Consider the following 19,376-nt stretch of genomic DNA (forward strand, 5'->3'; position numbering starts at 1 on the left):
TGCCTTATGGACCATGATTCAGCCATGAAAACGGACCACTCCAAGGCACGGGCCGTTTTGGTGGATCTGCCGTTACGAATCGGAAAGGGAGCATGGGTTTGCACACGTTTCATCTCATCAGGACATCATTTGCCGCCCTGGCCCTGATGATGCCGCTACACGCGGCCATGGCTGCCAGCATGGAAGAAGAACAGAATCTGGTGGACCGCGCCACCCTGACCGTTCGTGACATGTTTTCCACCGCGACCGCAGGCAGCAAGGTGACCCGTTACCTTGCTGAATCCCGTGGGGTCATTGTCTGTCCATCCGTCTTTCGCATGTCGATCGCTTTTGGCGGCGGCGGCGGCGGCTGTGTCTTCCTGACCCGTGATGCCCATGGGTCGTGGTCGGACCCTGCGTTCTACCGCATGTCTTCGGCCAATTTCGGCCTTCAGCTTGGCATGCAGGATGTCGAGGTCATGCTGTTTGTCATGACCGATGATGGCGTGCAGTCCCTGCTGGACAGCCAGATGAAGCTGAGCGCGGATGTCGGCACGTCCTTTGCCTCCTCCGGGTCGGGACTGGAAACCGGCACGGCGGGCGAACACAACACGTCCATCCGCGGCGTGCAGAAATCCAAGGGCCTGTTCGCGGGTGCGGCGCTGGGCGGGTCTAAGATGCGGGTGAACAGCGCCGCCAACCGGGCTTATTACAACCAGATTGTGGGACCGGAAGACATCGTGGTTTCCATGCGGGTCAACAATTCAGGTGCGGACCCGCTGCGCTCCGCCCTGAGCGAGGTCCTGACCGCAGCACAGGCCCGTCCGGACAAGACCGGCAAAACCAGCACCACGAATACGGACACCACCACAACACAGCAGCCGGTTGCCACCGCGCCGTCCGGGTCCGTCAGCAGCCAGAGCCTGCCGCCGCAGTAATCACGATACCATACACGGTCGGCCTCCCCCTATCTGGAGGAGGCCGCCTGTGCATGCTTCCCTGCCCGGAACACGGATACGTTGCGGTTATGATCCCCCAGGGTTGTCGCAAAGTCGTGGCCACCATGTCCGTTCGCCACGAAATATAGCTGGTTTCCCTGTGCCGGATGGGCCGCAGCCTCCAGCGCCGCAGCGCCTGGCGAACAGATCGGTTCCGGCGGAAGCCCTGCAATCACATACGTATTATAGGCCGTCGGCTGCATGAGGTCGGCATGGGACAGGGCATGACCCAAAGGTCCCGCGCCCTGATTAAGGCCATAGACCACAGTCGGATCGGACTGTAGCCGCATGCCCTGATGCAGGCGGTTCAGGAACACGCGCGCCACGATTGGCCGTTCAGCCGGGTTTCCCGTTTCCCGCTCGATCATGGATGCCAGAACCAGCAGGTCATGACGGTTCATGATGGCGGCATCCACTTCCCGCCCTTCCCATGCCTGATCCAGCGCGCGATCCATGGCGCGCTGCATGCGGGTCAGCATCTGCGCGCGCGGCATGCCCCATTCGTAATCATAGGTCAGCGGCATGACCGATCCCTCGGCCGGGAATGGAAAACTGCCGTCCATATAGGACGCGTGTTCAAGCAGGTTGGCAATCTGGATGGCGGACAGGCCTTCGGGCACCGTCAGTTTATGCACCACCGGTTTGCCATGCCGTAGCACGAACAGCACCTGCTGTATGGAAGCATGGGCGGGAAAAACCAGTTCGGCAGCATGAAAGGCCCCATCCACACGGGTCAGGGCGGTTGCGGTCTCATACACCTTGCGCGTCAGCAGGCCGGTATCCACCACGCCTGCCTGCTGCAATGTCAGCAGCACCTGTTCCGTGCCACCATGCGGGATCACAACCGTGCGCTGTTCAGTCAGGGGGCCGGGGGCTTCGTAATGCCGCATCCCCATGAAGGCGGTACCCAGAGCAGACAGGACCAGCACCAGAAAAACCAGTCCAAGTGCAGCCAGAACCCTGCGCACACCCTCTCCTTACCCTGTTCCTGAAATGAAAAGGGCGCCCGCAGGCGCCCCGGTCTCACACGCCGCGCAGGATCACGCTGGCATTGGTCCCGCCAAACCCGAAACTGTTGGACAGGATCGTATCGATCTTGCGTTCCTGTGCCGTATGCGCAATCCGGTCGATCACGCTTTCACGCGACGGGTTGTCCAGATTGAGCGTAGGCGGCGCCACGTTATCGCGAATGGCCAGGATGGAATAGATCGCTTCCACCGCGCCCGCAGCCCCCAACAGGTGGCCGGTGGCGGATTTGGTGGACGACATGGCCAGCTTGCGCGCGTCATCACCGAACAGACGTTCAACCGCATCCAGTTCCAGATCATCGGCCATGGTGGATGTGCCATGGGCATTGACATACTGGATGTCAGCAGGGGTCAGGCCCGCGCTACGCATGGCGTTCTGCATGGCGCGGAAGGCACCTTCATGCCCTGCGGCGGGTGCGGTGATGTGGTGCGCATCGCCAGACATGCCGTAACCGATGACCTCGGCATAGATCTTGGCCCCACGCGCCTTGGCGTGTTCGTATTCTTCCAGCACCACGATACCGGCGCCTTCACCCATCACGAAACCGTCGCGGTCACGGTCCCATGGGCGGGATGCCTTTTCGGGGGTATCATTGAAATGGGTGGACAGGGCCTTGGCAGAACAGAACCCCGCGATGCCCAGCGGGCACACGGCGGCTTCGGCCCCACCGGCAACCATGACGTCCGCATCACCCAGCATGATCATGCGGGCGGCGTCGCCAATGGCATGCACGCCGGTAGCGCAGGCCGTGACAACCGAATGGTTCGGTCCCTTGAATCCGTATTTGATCGAGACATGCCCCGAGACCAGATTGATCAGGGCGGACGGGATGAAGAAGGGCGACAGGCGACGGGCCCGTCCTTCCTTCACCGTCACCGATGCCTCGTAAATGGTCTGGAGGCCACCGATACCCGCACCGATCATGACACCGGTACGGCAGCGGTCTTCTTCCGATTCCGGCTTCCAGCCCGAATCCTCGACCGCCTCGGTCGCCGCCACAAGACCAAGATGGATGAAGCGATCCATCTTTTTCTGGTCCTTGACGGGTATCCAGTCCGAAAGGGTCAGGCCGCCACTTTCCGTCGGCCCCGCGGGCACTTCACCCGCAACCTGTGCCGGCAGGTCAGACGCGTCGAACGAAGAAATGCGGCCAAAGCCATTTTCCCCGGCCACAAGACGTGACCAGTTACGCTCCACACCCAGTCCCAGTGGGCTGACAATGCCCATACCGGTTACGACAACGCGCCGTTGTCCAGACGTTAATCCGGTAGACTGCATCAACCCGTCCTGCTCCTGAAAGTAACGATACCTGACTGAATTCGTGTAAATATGATCGGAAACAGACCGATCAGGCCGCTTTCTGCTTTTCGATGTAGTCGATCGCGTCCTTCACGGTCGTGATCTTCTCGGCTGCGTCTTCGGGGATCTCGACGCTGAAAGCTTCCTCGAACGCCATGACCAGTTCAACCGTGTCCAGGCTGTCGGCGCCCAGATCATCAATGAAGGAGGCGTCGGGGGTGACCTTGCTTTCGTCCACACCAAGGTGCTCGACTACGATCTTCTTAACCTTATCGGCGATTTCGCTCATCTGTCTCTGCTTCCTGTCTGCCCCTGAAAGAAACGGGCGGTTCGAAACGTGTTCGTCCTGTAACGTCCCTGCAAACCAGTGTTTCACACCAGCCCGCTTCGGACGAAGCTGCGGGCGATTAGCACGGTTTTGATGCAATCGCCAAGGCGGCGAATGCATTTCCTGTCTGCTCACCCCGCAATTAAGGGGACAGCGCGGCCGTCAGGACTATCTTTTTTGTCACTTCCGGCCTGCTGTCCAGCAAAATATCACATCTGTCAGACCATCGCCATGCCGCCATTGACATGGATCGTGGCCCCGGTGATCCACCCGGCCTCGTCGGAAGCAAGGTATACCACGGCCGGGGCGATGTCAGCGGGCTGGCCCATGCGGCCGAGGGGAATGGATCCGACCAGCTTTTCTTTCTGCGCATCCGGCAGGACATCGGTCATGGCGGTCTGCACGAAGCCCGGGGCCACGGTGTTGACGGTCACGCCCCGGCTGCCCGCTTCCTGCGCCAGCGACTTGCCCATGCCGATCATGCCGGCCTTGGCTGCGGCATAATTCGCCTGCCCCGCATTGCCCGTCACCCCCACGACGGAGGCAATGTTGACAATCCGCCCCGCCCTGCGGCGCAGCATGCCCTTCAGGGCTGCGCGACACAGGCGGAAGGGGGCGGCCAGATCAACGTCCAGCACGCGGCTCCAGTCCTCGTCCTTCATCCGAATCGCAAGCGTGTCACGTGTCAGCCCGGCGTTATTGACCAGGATGGCGAGTGGCGCACCGGCCTTTTCCTCGGCACTGGCGACCAGTGCGTCAGCCGCCGCCGCATCCGACAGGTCGGCGGTGCAGACATGCAGCCGCTCCGCGCCACCTTCCGCGCCGATGGACGCCGCCACGTCCTCCAGCACCGCCTGCCGGGTGCCCGACAGCACCACGACCGCACCCTGCGCATGCAGCGCACGCGCGATCTCACGCCCGATTCCACCCGATGCCCCGGTAACCAGAGCAACCTTTCCGTCCAGCCTGAACATGATCTGTCCGTTCCCTTCGGTATCCATCAACTCAACATGATCCCACGACCAAAGCCGTGGGACAGACGCATTTTTTTCAGCGCGCGGCCAGATAGGCCTCGATATCGGCCGGGGTTCCGACCGAACGGGTGGCCACATCGCCATTGATACGCTTCACCAGCCCCGCCAGAACCTTGCCTGAGCCGATTTCGACAAAACTGTCGATGCCCATGCCCACCATGGCGTCCACGCTTTCACGCCAGCGCACGGTGCCGGTCACCTGGCGCACCAGCAGGTCACGGATCGTGGCCGGATCGGTAACCTTGGCCGCCGTGACATTGGCCACCACCGGCACGACCGGGGCCTTGATGTCCGTATCGGCAAGGGCTGCGCGCATTTCCTCAGCGGCAGGGGCCATCATCGAACAATGGAACGGGGCGGAAACCGGCAGCTTGAGCGCCCGCTTGACACCCTGTGCCTTGGCAAGTGCGATCACACGGTCAATTGCCGCCGTCTCGCCCGCCACGACCACCTGCCCGCCGCCATTGTCGTTGGCGACTTCCAGCACCTGCGTGTGGGTCCTGCCTGCCTCGTCGGTAAAGGTCGCGGCTTCCGCGCACAGGCTGGCGGCGCGTGCCATGTCCATGCCCACGCCAATCAGGGCCGCCATGCCGCCCATACCCGGCGGCACGGCCCGCTGCATGGCGTTGCCACGCAGGCGCAGCAGGCGGGCCGTCTGGGCGACACCCAGCGCGCCAGCCGCCGCAAGGGCCGAATATTCACCCAGCGAATGCCCGGCCACCAGCGCCACGTCACGCTTCAGGTCCACGCCCCCTTCACGCTCCAGCACGCGCAGCACGGCCAGCGAGACCGCCATCAGCGCGGGCTGGGCATTGTCGGTGCGGGTCAGGTCCTCCATCGGGCCTTCAAACATGAGCTGCGAGAGGTGCTGGTCCAGTGCGTCATCCACTTCCTGGAACACTTCCCGCGCAGGGGCGAATGCCTCGGCCAGATCGCGTCCCATTCCAACAGACTGACTTCCCTGACCGGGGAAAACAAAGGCTTGCACAGGCATGACTTCCATCCACACTCATGTTGTTTTTTCGGTTCAACCGCGTGATGCGGGTTGCGGCAGGCAGTGTCAATCACCATCCCGCCCTGCGCGCAGGCGGTACCATGCCAGCAGCAGCGCGTCCCATGGCAGCGCCGCCCCTTCACGCAGGCGCCAGAACCAGCGCCGGCCCAACCGCTGCGCAGCGGGCGCATCTGGCGGGGGCACGCGCACCACCCGCCAGCCCATAATGCGCATGAGCAGCAGGCAGCGCGGCAGGTGATAGGCACTGCTGGCCACCGCAACCGGCCCCGCATACCCCCGTCGCCGCAACAGCCCCGTGCACCGGACGACGGAGGCGAGCGTATCCGGTGCCGTGCCCTCCACCATGATGGCATCGGACGGGACGCCTCTGGCACGCAGCATATCAGCCATGACGTCCGCTTCCCGCAGCCCGGATGGCAACGAGGGGCCGCCGGTGGGCACATACACCACGGCCTCCCGGCGCATGCCAAAAGCATGGGCCGCAGCCACACGCAGGCGCAGCGTGCGCGTGGGCGTGCCGTCAGGTTTAAGTTTCGCGCCGAATATGACGACCGGCAGGCCGTCCCCCCACGCCTGTCCCGCCATGATCAGCGCGGCGCGCGCAGCAGCACCCGGTTCAGCGGTTCCAGCGTGGTGAAGACCTGTTCCCAGACTTTTGCAAACCGGCTGGCGGACAGGCCGCGCGTTTCCATGATCGCGCCGATTTCACCCACCGTGCGTTCCCCGTCGATCAGGGGCAGGATGCCGCGCGTCTGCGGCGGCACGGCAATCGCGACCTGCAACGTGCCAAAGGCGAAGGGCAGCCGGTCATCGCCACCGATCATGCGGGCAAGCTCGATTCCGGGGATTTCACGCATGATGGGCACGGCATGCGCCGCCATGGGGTCGGCTCGGTCCACTGGTTCGCTGATCCGGCGCACATAGGCGACATGGGTGGCCATGTTGCCCGCCACGTCTTCCGCCACGGCCTGCCGCGCGCGTTCGGGCAGGGCCGCGATCCGTTCGCGCAGGCGCGGGTCGGGCAGCAGCAGGGCGGGATCGTAACGCGCCGGTTCCATCAGGCACGCAGCACTCAGCCCCGCACGGTCCAGCAGCCCATGGAAGGCGGTGATGTCATACGCCCGGTCACGCGGGTTGAGCAGCAGGTCATACAGCCCCGCGTCGCCACCGGTCAGGTGATCGCCAAAATTCCCGTTCTGCCGCAGCCACGCCGTAGCGGGCAGGTGCCGCATGACCCGGCGGGCCACGTCCAGCCGCTGTTTTGGCGCATCCGCCACAGGGGCCAGCCGCTTCAGCGCGTCCTGCAGCATGTAAACGCCCGTGCGCCCATAGGGGGCATAGACCATGAGGCCCATCCCCCCGCCGGGGGCCAGCACGCCCTCCAGCGCCGCAAGCCCCGCATCGGGGTCTGGCAGATGATGCAGCACGCCACAGCAGTCGATATAGTCGAACGGGCCGGACGCGACCGTAGCAAGCTCGGTCAGGTCACCACGCACGAAGCGCATGTTTTCCAGACCACGCACCTGTGCCCGGGCCCGTGCCGTTTCCAGCGCCACGGGGGAACGGTCAAGGCACAGCACTTCCCCCGCCCGTCCCGCGCGCGCCATGTGGGTGGCCAGCATGATCGCGCCATCGCCCGTGCCACACCCGGCCACCAGCACCCGCAACGGCAGCGATTGCGGTCGAGTGGCCCCGAAGACCCAGTAATCGATTTCGCGCAGGTGGCTGGGGCTGCCGATCAGCAGGCGGCCCTTTTCCTCACGCGGGTCGCGGGCGGGATAGGGATACTGCTCGTACTGGGCCTGAAGTCCCGCATCACGTGCATCATGGGCGGGCGGGGCGTCGGTTTCATGCTGGCTCATGACAGGGGCCTCAGCGCGGCAGCAGCTTGCCGCGCTGCCATGCCTCGGCCGCTTCGTCAGCACTCATGCCATCAAAGCGCATGGCGTGGTCCAGCGCGCTGACCACCTTGTTGCCCAGCGTCAGTTCGTCAAGTTCATCCAGCAGGTCCTGGTCCATGTCCGCGCGCATGGCGGAACGCAGCAGGATACGCGCGTCCTGTTCAGTTCCGAATGCACCCTTCGGGTCATCCAGCTGTACCAGACGCTGCCCGTAATGCAGGAAGGACGGCTGCCATGTCGGGATGATTTCGGGCAGGCCACCGGCAAGGACATGGGCCGCGTGGTCATATGCCTGCGCATCGGGACGGCTGGCAATCGTGTAGCCTGCTTCCGTCAGGTTGTAGGCCGCGACAACCTGGCGCACGCGGTCAATGATGGAGTCCGGTGTCACGATCTCACGGCCGACGGGGCAACCCTCACCCGCCAGCTGGGCTACTGACGTGATGCCGGTCGCCGCCGCTTCGGGCACGCACCAGCCAAAGGCCGGGCGGTACAGCTGGCCAAACGCCTCCATGCCCAGGTCGGGGGCCAGGAAGGCGGCATCCACATCCGGCAACCATGCGGACACAAACAGGTCCACATCGCCACGGCGCATGTGTTCCACCATTTCGGCACGGGCGGCCACGACATATTCGATTTCAAGTTCATAGGCTTCCAGAACGCGCGCCACTGCCGCCGCCGATGCCTGCTGCAGGGTGTTGTCCAGATGACCCAGGGTCACGGTTGTCATGTAATCTTACTCCTTGGTGGGGCTTATCCGGCCTGTCAGCCCTGCTGCTGGGGAACACGCAGGCGGCCGGTCTGGACCGGGGCCTTGTGCTGGGGGTGCGCGGAAGGCACGGCATAATCGAACACCAGGGTGCTGATGATGAAGGGTGCCGCGAATTTCTTGAAGGCTTCATGTGCGGGATCGAAATAGGCCGGGTCGGTCACGACGGGACGGCCGACATAGTAATTGCGGTCCCCTTCGGAACGGAACGTGATGATGAAGGCCTGCTGCAGCCCCTCGTCCAGTCCTTCGCCACTCATCTGCGCCCCCGTCTCGATAGAGGCGATGACAGGGCTGCCATCATTGCGCCGGGAGATCTGGCGCAGCGCCATAAAGCGGCGGACGACCTCCGCGCGCTGCTCATCGGTAATGACGGGCAGGAATCGGAACATGACGATATGCCGCACCATGCCCCGGTGGAAACCGGGGGAGGTGAAATTCACCAGCCCGACCTGTGATGCGATCAGCCGTTCGGCATGGGCGGCATCGCTGATCTGGGCTTCGGGCGGGGTATCCGTCCCTGCCGTGACGGGGGTGGCGGGCGCATCCGCCCGCGCCACGCCCGCCAGCGCAAGGCAGCCTGCCGCCACAAGGGCAAGATACCGCGTCTTCATGTCCCGAGCCTTCATTCTGTCTGTCTTCATTCCTGTCTGTGGGTGGATGCCGGTCAGGCCGCCATGACACGCGCGAATTTGCGCTGCCGCATCATGAGGAGGTGATACACCCCCCACGCGATCAGCGCATGCAGCCGCCCGTGTGGTGTCCACCCGATTGTCTTGAGGATCATGCCCGTCACCCGCATGGCATGCCGGGGCTGGTAAAAGCGCAGCGCGCGCGACATGTAGGCCGCGATGCAGCGCCGGTGATCATAGGGCACGGTGCTGGGTTCATTGGTGGAATGGAAGGCGGAGGCCAGTTCGTCATCCTCGCTTTCCGTCACCCGCCCCAGGGCGATGCGCGTGCGCTGCCATACCCCCAGGTGCTCACGCTTCAGATAGCGGTGCATATGGTCATAGAACAGCTTGAAATGGCGGTATTCATCCGCCGCGACCTGCCGGCATATCGCCTTAAGCACAGGTTCGTCCGTGGCGTCCGCCAGTGCGGTATAGAATGAGGAGGTACCCGTTTCCACCATGCAGCGCGCGATCAGTTCCCCCGTGCGCGACCCGCGGATGGAGGCATCCACATCCAGGTCCAGCCGGTAGGACCGCCGGTACCGATCGAACGCCGCCATATAGTCCCATGACGGGTCCGCCAGCATGGCCCACCGGCCCAAGGCGTCGCCATGCTGCACCTCCTCCTGCGCCCAGTTGTCCGCCGCCTTGCTGAAATCAGGATCATCGGCGAAAACATTCTTCAGGTAACAGGCATAATCCAGGCCGTTGCGTTCAACGACCGATGCAGCCTTGACCAACGGGACAATGTCAGGGTCCACACGTCGCGGATCGAAACGGTCCCAGTCCATCTGTTCAATGCGCCAGTGTTTCATCGCTACCTGTCTTCTGCATTTTCTCCATGACGGCGCGCCGCGCGTGCCACTGCTGGAGACGACATGACACATGTTTCATGTTTACGCCAATCCCGCATCCATCCCACCCCTGTCATTCCGGGGCCATATCGTGCTAGGGGCGTAGCCCGACACCGCCAATAAGAACGACAGATTGGGTCGCCAAATGAATATTCACGAATATCAGGCAAAGGCGCTTCTGCGCTCCTACGGCATGCCCGTGCCTGAAGGACGTGCCGCCACCACCGCCGCGGAAGCCGTTGATGCCGCCCGTGCCCTGAACGCGCCGGTCACGGTGGTCAAGGCACAGATCCACGCGGGTGGGCGCGGCGCCGGGCATTTCGCGGGGAAGCCCGAAGGCAGGGGCGGCGTGCGCCTGGCCCGCAGCACGGACGAAGTCAGCGATGCAGCAGGCGCCATGCTGGGTGAAGTGCTGGTCACGAAGCAGACCGGCCCCATGGGGCGCCTTGTGCGCACGCTATATGTCGAATCCGGCTGCGACATTGCGCGTGAGCTGTATTTTTCCATGCTGGTCGATCGCGGCACGGGCCAGATCGTCATTGTGGCATCCCCCGACGGCGGTATGGAAATCGAGGAGGTGGCGGCCCGCACGCCTGAACGCATCCTCAAGGAATATATCGACCCGGCAAAGGGGCTGTGTGATTACCAGTCACGCGACCTTGCCGTACGCCTTGGCCTGACGGGGCGCGAGATCAGAGCGTTCCAGAACGTCGTGCGTTCCGCCTACAACGCCTTTACCGGCCTGGATGCCGCGATCGTGGAAATCAACCCGCTGGTCGTGACCGGGTCGGGCGACCTGCTGGCGCTGGACGCCAAGATGTCGTTTGATGAAAACGCGCTGTTCCGCCATCCCGAACTGGCAAAGCTGCGTGACGTGCACGAAGAAGACCCGCGTGAGCGCGAAGCCGCCGAATACGGGCTGGCCTATGTCGGTCTGGACGGCAACATCGGCTGCATGGTCAACGGCGCAGGCCTGGCGATGGCGACGATGGACATCATCAAGATGGAAGGTGAGGAGCCTGCCAACTTCCTTGATGTCGGTGGTGGCGCATCCAAGGAACGGGTGGCGGCCGCCTTCCGCATCCTGATCGGTGATCCCAAGGTGCGCGGCATCCTGGTCAACATCTTCGGTGGCATCATGCGCTGCGACGTGATCGCGGAGGCCATCATCGCCGCGTCGCACGAAACCGGGCTGAGCGTGCCGCTGGTCGTGCGCCTTGCAGGCACGAATGTCGAACGCGGCAAGGCGCTGCTGGCTGAATCCGGCCTGACGATCATCCCCGCCGATGATCTGGGCGACGCCGCCCGCAAGATCGTATCCGCCGTCCGTAATGCGGGAGCCTGAGTGAATGTCCATTCTTGTCAACCAGTCCACCAAGGTGATCACGCAGGGCTTTACCGGCGCGCAGGGCACCTTCCATACCGAACAGGCCATTGCCTACGGCACCCGCATGGTCGGCGGCGTCACACCGGGCAAGGGCGGCAGCCTGCACCTTGGCCTGCCGGTATTCGATACCGTCGCACAGGCGCGTGAGGCCACGGGCGCCGATGCGTCCGTCATCTACGTGCCGCCCGCGGGTGCTGCGGATGCGATCCTTGAGGCCATCGCCGCCGGCATCCCGCTGATCGTGTGCATCACCGAAGGCATCCCGGTGCAGGACATGGTGCGCGTACGTGCCGCCCTTGAACGCTCCGACAGCCTGCTGATCGGCCCGAACTGTCCCGGCATCATCACGCCTGATGAATGCAAGATCGGCATCATGCCCGGCCCGATCCACCGCCGTGGCCATGTGGGCATCGTCTCCCGCTCGGGCACCCTGACCTATGAGGCGGTGGCCCAGACATCGGCCATCGGACAGGGACAGAGCACCTGCGTCGGCATTGGCGGCGATCCGGTCAAGGGCATGGACTTTACCGATGTGCTTGAACGCATGATCGCCGACCCGGACACGCATTCCATCGTCATGATCGGTGAAATTGGCGGCACCTCCGAAATCGATGGCGCCGAACTGATCCGCGCCAGCGGCACGCGCAAGCCGGTGGTGGGCTTCATCGCAGGCGCAACAGCGCCGCCGGGGCGCCGCATGGGCCATGCCGGCGCGGTGATTACCGGCGGGCACGAGACCGCCAGCGCCAAGATCGAGGCGCTGCGTGAAGCGGGCATCCATGTCGCCCCCAGCCCGGCCGAACTGGGCACGACACTGGCCCGCGTACTGGGCTGATCCCTGCTTCCGGCGATGGCCCCATAACAATAAAAGTGTGGTCATCGCCGGTTTTGTATGGCACAGCCGAGAACGTTTTCCACCTGACACCAGAGGATCCAGACCGATGCCCGATGGGAGCAGCCCGGACACCCTGTCCATGCACGCCGGGGCCACCAGCCTGCCCCCCATAAGGACAGACTGGACCCGTGACGAAGTCGCGGCCCTTATGGCGCTGCCCTTCCCGGATCTGATCTATCGCGCGCAGACGGTGCATCGCGCCCGTTTCGATCCCACGGAAATGCAGATTTCCACCCTGCTGTCGATCAAGACCGGCGGTTGCCCCGAAGACTGCGCCTATTGCCCGCAGAGCGCCAGGCATGAAGATGGCGGCGTGCAGGCCAGCCGCCTTATGGCGGTTGAAGAAGTGCTGAAGGAAGCCCGCGCCGCCAAGGCCGCGGGTGCCGCGCGCTTCTGCATGGGGGCCGCGTGGCGCAGCCCCAAGGAACATGACCTGGAGACCGTGTGCGCCATGGTCGAGGGCGTGAAGGCGCTGGGGCTGGAAAGCTGTGTGACGCTGGGCATGCTCGACAACCATCAGGCGCATAAGCTCAAGGATGCAGGGCTGGATTACTACAACCACAACATTGATACATCGCCCGAATATTATGGCGACATCATTTCCACCCGCACATTCCAGGACCGGCTGGATACGCTGGAAAACGTGCGCGATGCCGGGATCAATGTCTGCTGTGGCGGCATTGTCGGCATGGGGGAGGACACCACGGACCGCGCGGGCATGATCGCGACGCTGGCCAGCCTGCCCCGCCACCCTGAAAGCGTGCCGATCAACATGCTGGTGCGCGTGGAAGGCACCCCGCTGGCTGACAGGGCCGCGGCGGTTGACCCGATCGAATTCGTGCGCACCATTGCCGCCGCCCGCATCACCATGCCCGCCAGCCGCGTGCGTCTTGCCGCGGGCCGCGAGGACATGAGCGATGAAGCCCAGACGCTGTGCTTCCTTGCTGGCGCCAATTCCATTTTCTATGGCGAACGCCTGCTGACCACGCCCAATCCGGCAGCCCTGCGTGACCGGCAGTTGCTTGACCGGCTGGGCATGCATACATCACACAAACAGGGCTGAACCCGACGCAGCCGGGCGCGGGACCGGCTGGGGCAGTTCCCACGCATGGTGCCCTTTCCGGCCGCGTGCATTACGAAATCTGGAACATGTCCTATACCGTAAAGGAAATCTTCCCCACCCTGCAGGGTGAGGGCGCGCAGGCAGGCCGTACGGCGGTATTCTGCCGGTTTGCGGGGTGCAACCTGTGGTCGGGGCTGGAACGCGACCGGGACCGGGCCATCTGCCGGTTCTGTGATACGGATTTCATCGGCACCGATGGCCCCGGTGGCGGTCGCTTTGTTGATGCGGAGCAGTTGGCCGACGCCATTGCGGCCCAGTGGCCGGGCCCAGACAGAAAAGCTGCCTTTGTCGTCTTTACCGGCGGTGAACCCCTGTTGCAGCTGGATGATGCGCTGGTGACCGCAATTCATGCGCACGGCTTTGAAATCGCGGTGGAAACCAACGGCACCCTGCCCGCGCCGGACGGGATCGACTGGATATGCGTCAGCCCCAAGGCGGGTGCGGATCTGGTCCAGACCCACGGGCATGAACTGAAGCTGGTCTATCCGCAGCCGGATCTGCTGCCCGATCAGGTGGCCGGGCTTGATTTCCAGCAGTTCTGGCTCCAGCCAATGGACAATGCCAATCGCGTCCGCAACACTGCCGATGCGGTCACGTATTGCATGCACCACCCGCAATGGCGGCTGTCATTGCAGACCCACAAGCTGATCGGGATACCCTGACATGCGCGCTTCCCCTCCCCCATCCCATCCTGAAAACGAAGCTGCCCTGGTCCTGTTTTCAGGCGGTCAGGATTCAGCCACCTGCCTTGCATGGGCGCTGGCGCGTTTTGGCCGGGTGGAAACGCTTGGTTTCGATTATGGGCAGCGCCATGCGGTTGAACTGGAATGCCGCGCAACCCTGCGTGACGGGATGGCTACGGAAAACGCCCTGTGGGCCCAGCGTCTGGGCGCGGACCATACGCTCGACCTTGCCGCCCTTGGCACGGTATCGGACACGGCGCTGACGCGTGAAGCCGAAATCACGATGAATGAAAACGGCCTGCCCAACACATTCGTGCCCGGTCGCAACCTGATTTTCCTGACCTTTGCCGCAGCCCTGGCCGCGCGGCGCAACATCCGCCATATCGTGACCGGCGTGTGCGAGACGGATTATTCCGGCTACCCTGACTGCCGCGATGATACGATCAAGTCCCTGCAGGTGACGCTCAACCTCGGCATGGATGCCCATTACGTACTGCACACGCCATTGATGTGGATCGACAAGGCGCAGACATGGGACCTAGCCCACCAGTTGGGTGGGGACACGCTTGTCCGCCTGATCAACCGCGAAAGCCATAGCTGCTACATGGGTACACGCGGCACCCTGCATGCATGGGGACATGGCTGCGGCACCTGCCCCGCCTGCCAGTTGCGCAAGGCGGGATGGGCGCAGTACGTAGCGGCACGCCAGCATGTTTGAACTGGTTTTCACCCGGCGCTTTTCCATGGCGCACCGGCTGCTGGCGGGCGAGAGCGAACGCTGCGCCCTGCCCCATGGCCATAACGAATATATCCGCGCCCACCTGCGCGCCACGAACCCCACGGCACTGGATGGCCACACCAACATGGTCATGCCCTTCCAGCGGGCAAAGGGTGTCTGGCATGGCTTTATCGACAACCATGTCGATCATGCCCTGCAACTGGCGGAAGACGATCCGCTGCTTGCGTGGTTTGCCCGCAACGAGCCACGGCGTGCGCGGCGCATACTGGTCACACCCGGCGATCCCACGACCGAACTGCTGGCCTGCCTGCTCATGGCCAAGCTGAACGCCTTTCTTGCCGCCGATGGCGGGGTACTGGCCTGTGCCAGCATCGAAATTGAGGAAACACCCACCAACACGGTCCGTTACAGTGGCGACCCGCTGGTGGTCCTGCCTCAGCCCCGTCCCGCCCCGCAGTGCTGGTGGCGGCGGGCAGATACGACCATTTCCGATACCTGATTACCCTTCTTCCCCGAAAGGCCCCGTCTTTTTCATGTCTGCACTCGCCCGTTACCGTCAGGAATGGTTCGGCAACATCACACGTGACACACTGGCCGGCATGGTCGGCACGTTTGCGCTGATTCCCGAAGTCATTGCATTTTCCTTTGTCGCGGGGGTCGATCCCGCCGTCGGACTTTATGCGTCCTTTGTCATAAGCGTGGTGATTGCCTTTACCGGCGGCAGGCCGGGCATGATATCCGGGGCGGCCGGGTCGGTCGCACTGGTTGCCGCCGCCTTGGTACGCGCCCATGGGGTGCAGTACCTTCTGGCCGCGACCCTGCTGTGCGGGGTGTTGCAGGTGGTGTTCGGCATCCTGCGCCTGCATGTGCTGATGCGCTATGTCTCGCGCCCGGTGCGGACCGGCTTCGTCAATGCGCTGGCCATCCTGATCTTTTCGGCGCAGGTCCCGCATATGCTGCATGTGACATGGCATACCTATGCCATGATCGCGCTGGGGCTGGTGATCATCTATACCCTGCCTCGGCTTTTTTCCGCCATCCCGTCGCCCCTGATCTGCATTGTTGTGCTGACCGTGGTGTCGATCCTGTGCCCCATGCCATTGCATACGGTGGCCGACCTTGGTCGCCTGCCCGACAGCCTGCCGCATCTGGTCTGGCCCGCCGTGCCGTTCTCGCTTGATACATTCAACATCATCGCCCCCTATGCACTGGCCATGGCCAGCGTGGGCGTGCTGGAATCCATGATGACGGCCCGCGTGGTGGATGACCTGACGGAAACCCACAGCAGCAAGCGGCAGGAATGCATGGGGCTGGGCATTGCCAATATCGCGGTCGGCCTGTTTGGCGGGATCGCGGGCTGCGGCATGATCGGACAGACGGTGGGCAACCTGCGCTATGGCGGACTAGGGCGGCTGTCCACGTTCGTGGCAGGTGCCTTCCTGCTGCTGCTTATGGTGGCGCTACGCCCATGGGTGGCGCAGGTGCCGGTGGCGGCCCTTGTGGCAATCATGATCATGGTTTCGGCCAGTACGTTTTCATGGTCGTCGCTGCGTGACCTTGTCCATCATCCGCGCACGACCAGTGTCATTATGCTGGCGACGGTGGCGGTTGTCGTGGGCACGCATGATCTTGCGGCAGGTGTTGCCGTGGGCGTACTGCTGAACGGACTGTTCTTCGCGTTTCAGGTTTCCAGCATGCTGTCGGTCAGCAATACGCTTTCGGCTGATGGCCAGACACGGACCTACATCGTGAACGGGCAGGTCTTCTTTGCCTCATCCGACGGTTTTGCCGATGCGTTCGATCTGCATGATACGGCCCGCCATGTCACGATCGACCTGACCCATGCCCATATATGGGACATGACGGCGGCCGGCATGCTGGAAGAACTGATTGGCAAGATGGAGGCACAGGGCATGGACGTGCAACTGATCGGCCTGAATGGCGCCAGCACCCGACTTCTGGCCCAGCATACGCGGTTGCAGGCTGGATAACCGGACCTCAACAATCTGTTGGGAAAAGAATAAACGCTTTTGGGTGCCGCCTTTTTTCAAAAAAGGCGGCATTTTTTTTGAAGCTTTTGACTAATTCACCGATACACGCAACGGATGCGCCTGCCGGGTAAATGACCCCTACTTTTTCTTTACCGTTGTAGCAGTCACGGGCAGGGCAAAAGGATCTGCGGCCGTTGCCGTGCCAGCCTGCTTTGCCCAGCGATCGGCGGCGGTCTTGTCACCCGCCTGTCGCGCGCTCTGGCTGGCACGGGCGTAAAGCTGGGCAGCCACCTGTGTATTGCCCGCCTTGTCGGCCGCACGCGCGGCAACCCCAAGGGCACGGGCCATGTCACGGTAATCCACCTGCGTCTGGCGAATGGTCGCCGCCTGCATCGCGTCCTGCATGGCGGTCTGCGTGCTGCCACCCGTGGCCAGCAGGTTCCGGGCGGCAATTTCCTTTGCATCTGCCGTCCAGCCATCCGGCAGCTTTCCGGTCAGGTTGGCAAAATAGGCATCAACGGAGGCCAGTGTAGCCTGATCCCCGCTGTCATCGGCAATCAGGCCGCGGATCAGCTGGGCTTTCTCGACAATATCGGTGTCCTGCGCGCCTGCAGCGCGTGATGCGGCAGCAGCAGCTTCGGTATCCTGGCCCAGCCGGTGCAGCGCACCCGCCTGAACCAGATCCAGACCGGCATCATCTCCCGTCTGGCCGCGCATCGCCAGTGCCGAACGCGTCGCGGCCACTGTGGACAGCGCATCCTGCGACTTGCCCTCGTCCAGTTGCACCGTCGCCAGATTGTAACCCGCATCGCCAATGGCCGTAACATCATCGCGCGCAATGGCACGCTGACCTGCGGCCCGGTACTGCTGTTCCGCCACTGAGAGGCGTTCAAGCCCCACGGCATCCTTCGCGGTATCCATGTCCTGCGACAGGGTGGTGTCACCCGGCTGGGTAACCGCCTGCCCCCCGCCGCCACATCCCGCCAGCGCAAGGGCAAGGCCAAGGGCCACGTGTTCCTTTTTCATGCTCATGGCTGCACCTTCTGCGCCGGGAGGCGGGCATGGGCATGCTTTGCCGCCTTGTTGCCATTACCGCCCAGTATCCACAGTCCGCGCATCTGATCGACCAGCTTCTGCAGGCTGGTAGCGGTTGTCTGCGCCTGCACCAGAAGTACCGGCAGCTGCTGGCTGGCATCCTGCAGGTTATGGGTGATGGCCGGTGTCGCGTTGCTCAGGTCACCCGTGGCCTTCTGCACGTTGGTCATGCTTGCACTCGCCTTGTCCATGACACCCGCAAGCTGTTTTTCGATCGGTGTCAGCTGTGAAACGGTGGCATTAAGGCTGGTGATCATCTGTTCAGCCTGCCGGATCAGGTCATCATTGGTCATGAGACGCCCGATTGAGCCCTTGCCTGCATGCATGTCCGTAATGGTGGCATCCAGCGTCGCCATCATGTGCTGGGCATTGTCCAGAACCGGAATGACACGATCACGGATGTCACTGAAGGTCTGGGTAATGGTGTCAGCCGGGTTGGGGGCGTTTGTGGCGCTCAGCACCGCATAGCTCCAGTCCAGCTTGTCCGCCGTCCCGCGTGAGATGTCGATGTAGCTGGCACCAGCCACCACGAAACGCTTGCGGATGATGGCCGTGCTGTCACGACGGATATAGGGCTCGATGTCGGGATCGATTTCGGCAATGGCGTACATGCCCCCCGATGGATTGATCCGCACACGCCGCACGGTGCCCGCATGGATGCCCATGACCTCCAGGTCGTCACCAACGGACAGGCCGCTGACCCCGTTTTCCGGCAGCACGATCCGCAACCTGCCCGCAGGCGTCAGCCAGTCACGCAGCACGCCTGCCTCGATCACCGCGCCAAGCAGGATGACAAGGGCCACAAGGACAAGGATCCCCACCCATTCATCGGCGTAACGGACACGCACAAGCTGCCGGATTCCGTCTGACTGTTGTTTCTGGACCATTACACCACCCGCATGGGAAAAAGACCTTCGTCAAGAAGGCGCATGTGGATATTCACCGCCTTGCGATACTCATGCCACGCCGCCGCGGAACGGACGAACCATAACACGCCACAGCCACGATCCCGCGCCGTGGTCATCATTTCAAAAAACGGCAGGATATTCTCCTCTGGCAGCGTGTCGGATATATCCTCCAGCACCAGCAGATCCGGCCGCCCCATAAACGCGCGCACACAGGCCGCCCGCGCCAGATCCGCGCCCGACAGCCGGTCGGGCGCGGATGTTGGCAGGCCGGGAAAACCAAACCGATTCCCCAGTTCAGTGGCACGCAGGACCACGTTATCAAACGGGTCCGTGGTATGGTACAGGTGCGGCAGCATGATGTTGAGATGCGTGCCAAACAGGTTGAGCCAGCTGCTGCTGCGCGAAATGCGGCCAATCCGCCCCCGCAACGCATTGAGCTGCCTGTCGCGCAGCGCGGCCCAGTCCAGCCCCATGAACCGGATGGTACCCTGCGTCAGGGACACCATGCCGGAACACAGGTCGGCAAACATCGCAGCCCGTTCAAAGTCACGGCAATCAACCACCGCGCATTCACCGGGCATGATGCGCAGGTTGTAGGGCGCGGGCATGAGGCCGGTTTCCTCGAACGACGGCACGACGTTACGCAGTTCCAGCAGGGGTGCGTTGGCTGTCATG

Annotated in this window: 21 protein-coding genes; 8 read left to right on the plus strand and 13 right to left on the minus strand. The window is 63.2% G+C overall.

The window, feature by feature from the left end; all coding sequences use genetic code 11:
- The first annotated feature begins 92 nt into the window (after positions 1–92).
- The gene (locus AC1RQ9_RS08190) at positions 93–917 is read left to right on the plus strand and encodes a lipid-binding SYLF domain-containing protein (RefSeq protein ID WP_193731243.1); all 825 of its coding nucleotides are present in this window, start codon (positions 93–95) and stop codon (positions 915–917) included.
- A 29-nt stretch (positions 918–946) separates the two neighbouring features.
- Here the strand turns inward: AC1RQ9_RS08190 and mltG are convergent, their stop codons facing one another.
- From mltG to AC1RQ9_RS08240, 10 genes are all read right to left on the minus strand, one after another.
- The gene (gene mltG, locus AC1RQ9_RS08195; RefSeq protein WP_485986381.1) at positions 947–1,945 is read right to left on the minus strand and encodes an endolytic transglycosylase MltG; all 999 of its coding nucleotides are present in this window, start codon (positions 1,943–1,945) and stop codon (positions 947–949) included.
- A gap of 55 nt (positions 1,946–2,000) precedes the next feature.
- The gene (gene fabF / locus AC1RQ9_RS08200) at positions 2,001–3,284 is read right to left on the minus strand and encodes a beta-ketoacyl-ACP synthase II (RefSeq protein ID WP_193731255.1); all 1,284 of its coding nucleotides are present in this window, start codon (positions 3,282–3,284) and stop codon (positions 2,001–2,003) included.
- Positions 3,285–3,354: 70 nt separating this feature from the next.
- Complete coding sequence (locus tag AC1RQ9_RS08205) at positions 3,355–3,594, minus strand: acyl carrier protein (RefSeq protein WP_003618476.1); 240 nt, start codon at positions 3,592–3,594, stop codon at positions 3,355–3,357.
- A gap of 257 nt (positions 3,595–3,851) precedes the next feature.
- A complete protein-coding gene (gene fabG, locus AC1RQ9_RS08210; protein ID WP_485986444.1) occupies positions 3,852–4,607 on the minus strand; it encodes a 3-oxoacyl-[acyl-carrier-protein] reductase in 756 nt (251 codons plus the stop codon).
- Positions 4,608–4,683: 76 nt separating this feature from the next.
- Positions 4,684–5,610 (minus strand): ACP S-malonyltransferase, encoded by a 927-nt coding sequence (gene fabD / locus AC1RQ9_RS08215; RefSeq protein ID WP_485986382.1) that lies wholly within the window; start codon positions 5,608–5,610, stop codon positions 4,684–4,686.
- A gap of 117 nt (positions 5,611–5,727) precedes the next feature.
- A complete protein-coding gene (locus AC1RQ9_RS08220) occupies positions 5,728–6,267 on the minus strand; it encodes a YdcF family protein (protein ID WP_485986384.1) in 540 nt (179 codons plus the stop codon).
- A gap of 2 nt (positions 6,268–6,269) precedes the next feature.
- On the minus strand, positions 6,270–7,544 hold the full coding sequence (locus tag AC1RQ9_RS08225; RefSeq protein WP_485986385.1) for a class I SAM-dependent methyltransferase: 1,275 nt from the start codon (positions 7,542–7,544) through the stop codon (positions 6,270–6,272).
- Between the two features lie 10 nt (positions 7,545–7,554).
- Entirely contained in the window at positions 7,555–8,313 is a 759-nt protein-coding gene (locus tag AC1RQ9_RS08230) for a glycine betaine ABC transporter substrate-binding protein (RefSeq protein WP_193731238.1), read from the minus strand.
- Between the two features lie 35 nt (positions 8,314–8,348).
- Positions 8,349–8,966, minus strand: coding sequence for a Dabb family protein (locus AC1RQ9_RS08235; RefSeq protein ID WP_193731237.1), 618 nt, complete (start codon positions 8,964–8,966; stop codon positions 8,349–8,351).
- Between the two features lie 53 nt (positions 8,967–9,019).
- Positions 9,020–9,841 (minus strand): acyl-ACP desaturase, encoded by an 822-nt coding sequence (locus AC1RQ9_RS08240; protein ID WP_485986387.1) that lies wholly within the window; start codon positions 9,839–9,841, stop codon positions 9,020–9,022.
- Between the two features lie 184 nt (positions 9,842–10,025).
- On the opposite strand from AC1RQ9_RS08240, the gene sucC reads away from it, so the two are divergent.
- The 7 genes from sucC to AC1RQ9_RS08275 all read left to right on the plus strand — a co-directional run bounded on the left by sucC (position 10,026) and on the right by AC1RQ9_RS08275 (position 16,698).
- On the plus strand, positions 10,026–11,225 hold the full coding sequence (sucC, locus tag AC1RQ9_RS08245; RefSeq protein ID WP_485986388.1) for an ADP-forming succinate--CoA ligase subunit beta: 1,200 nt from the start codon (positions 10,026–10,028) through the stop codon (positions 11,223–11,225).
- Positions 11,226–11,229: 4 nt separating this feature from the next.
- Positions 11,230–12,102, plus strand: a complete 873-nt coding sequence (gene sucD / locus AC1RQ9_RS08250; RefSeq protein ID WP_141259371.1) for a succinate--CoA ligase subunit alpha — start codon at positions 11,230–11,232, stop codon at positions 12,100–12,102.
- Between the two features lie 106 nt (positions 12,103–12,208).
- On the plus strand, positions 12,209–13,225 hold the full coding sequence (gene bioB, locus AC1RQ9_RS08255) for a biotin synthase BioB (RefSeq protein WP_193731233.1): 1,017 nt from the start codon (positions 12,209–12,211) through the stop codon (positions 13,223–13,225).
- 86 nt (positions 13,226–13,311) lie between these two features.
- Positions 13,312–13,947: a 7-carboxy-7-deazaguanine synthase gene (gene queE, locus AC1RQ9_RS08260; protein WP_485986390.1), complete on the plus strand. Its 636-nt coding sequence runs from the start codon at positions 13,312–13,314 to the stop codon at positions 13,945–13,947.
- Between the two features lies 1 nt (position 13,948).
- Positions 13,949–14,686 carry a 7-cyano-7-deazaguanine synthase QueC gene (gene queC, locus AC1RQ9_RS08265; protein ID WP_485986392.1) on the plus strand — a complete coding sequence of 246 codons (738 nt, stop codon included), beginning with the start codon at positions 13,949–13,951 and terminating at the stop codon, positions 14,684–14,686.
- Positions 14,679–15,206, plus strand: a complete 528-nt coding sequence (locus AC1RQ9_RS08270) for a 6-pyruvoyl trahydropterin synthase family protein (RefSeq protein ID WP_485986394.1) — start codon at positions 14,679–14,681, stop codon at positions 15,204–15,206. The genes queC and AC1RQ9_RS08270 overlap by 8 nt, the downstream gene beginning before the upstream one ends.
- 34 nt (positions 15,207–15,240) lie before the next feature.
- Positions 15,241–16,698, plus strand: a complete 1,458-nt coding sequence (locus AC1RQ9_RS08275; RefSeq protein ID WP_485986395.1) for a SulP family inorganic anion transporter — start codon at positions 15,241–15,243, stop codon at positions 16,696–16,698.
- 138 nt (positions 16,699–16,836) lie between these two features.
- Here AC1RQ9_RS08275 and AC1RQ9_RS08280 read toward each other — a convergent pair whose 3' ends face one another.
- From AC1RQ9_RS08280 to AC1RQ9_RS08290, 3 genes are read right to left on the minus strand one after another with little or no spacing between them, the layout of a single operon-like run.
- A complete protein-coding gene (locus AC1RQ9_RS08280) occupies positions 16,837–17,730 on the minus strand; it encodes a hypothetical protein (protein WP_485986396.1) in 894 nt (297 codons plus the stop codon).
- Positions 17,727–18,680, minus strand: coding sequence for an MlaD family protein (locus AC1RQ9_RS08285; protein ID WP_485986397.1), 954 nt, complete (start codon positions 18,678–18,680; stop codon positions 17,727–17,729). The genes AC1RQ9_RS08280 and AC1RQ9_RS08285 overlap by 4 nt, the downstream gene beginning before the upstream one ends.
- Positions 18,680–19,375 carry a P-loop NTPase family protein gene (locus AC1RQ9_RS08290; protein WP_193731226.1) on the minus strand — a complete coding sequence of 232 codons (696 nt, stop codon included), beginning with the start codon at positions 19,373–19,375 and terminating at the stop codon, positions 18,680–18,682. The genes AC1RQ9_RS08285 and AC1RQ9_RS08290 overlap by 1 nt, the downstream gene beginning before the upstream one ends.
- Position 19,376: the final 1 nt, after the last annotated feature.

The sequence above is a fragment of the Komagataeibacter ossonobensis genome, assembly GCF_057359305.1.